Here is a 971-nt window from a genome sequence, read left to right on the forward strand (position 1 = left end):
TCGACTCCCTCACCTCCGTCGAACTCCGCAACCGCCTCAACGCCGCCACCGAGACACGGCTGCCCGCCGGGCTCGTCTTCGACTACCCCACTCCGAAGGTCCTCGCCCATTACCTGGGCACCGAAATCCTCGGCGACCTGGCGGACACGGCAGCGGACAACAGGCCTCAGGCCACCGCGGCCGCTGCCCAGGACGAGCCCATCGCCATCGTCGCGATGAGCTGCCGCTTCCCCGGCGGCGTCCACACGCCCGAGGACCTGTGGCGGCTGCTCACCGACGGCGAAGAGGCCATCACCGAGTTCCCGGAGGGCCGGGGCTGGGACACCGCGTCCCTCTACGACCCCGACCCCGACCGCGTCGGCACGAGCTACGCCCGAGAGGGCGGCTTCCTGCACGACGCGGGCGAGTTCGATGCCGCGTTCTTCGGCATCTCCCCGCGCGAGGCGCTCGCCATGGACCCGCAGCAGCGGCTCCTCCTGGAGACCTCCTGGGAGGCGTTCGAGCGCGCCGGAATCGACCCGGCGACGCTGCACGGCAGCCCCACGGGCGTCTTCGCCGGTCTGATCTACCACGAGTACGGATCCCAGCTCAGCAGCGTCCCCGAGGGCCTCGGGGGCTACCTCGGCACCGGCAGCTCCGGCGCCATCGCCTCGGGCCGCATCTCGTACTCCCTCGGCCTCGAAGGCCCCGCGGTGACCGTCGACACGGCCTGCTCGTCGTCGCTGGTCGCCATGCACCTGGCCGCACAGGCCCTACGCAACGGCGAGTGCACCCTCGCGCTCGCGGGCGGTGTGACCGTCATGCCCACGGCGGGTACCTTCCTGGAGTTCAGCCGCCAGCGGGGCCTCGCCCCCGACGGCCGCTGCAAGCCTTTCGCGGCCGCCGCCGACGGCACGAGCTGGGGCGAGGGCGTCGGCATGCTCGTCCTTGAGCGGCTGTCGGACGCCCGCCGCAACGGTCACCAGGTGCTC

1 protein-coding gene is annotated in these 971 nt (G+C 72.4%); it reads left to right on the forward strand.

Translation table 11 applies throughout. From position 1 onward, the window contains the following. Positions 1–971, forward strand: a 971-nt coding sequence (locus tag ADL01_RS21965; protein ID WP_199834885.1) for an acyl carrier protein, incomplete at both ends; no start/stop codon positions are given.

The sequence above is a fragment of the Streptomyces sp. NRRL WC-3618 genome, assembly GCF_001280005.1.
Lineage (GTDB): Bacteria > Actinomycetota > Actinomycetes > Streptomycetales > Streptomycetaceae > Streptomyces.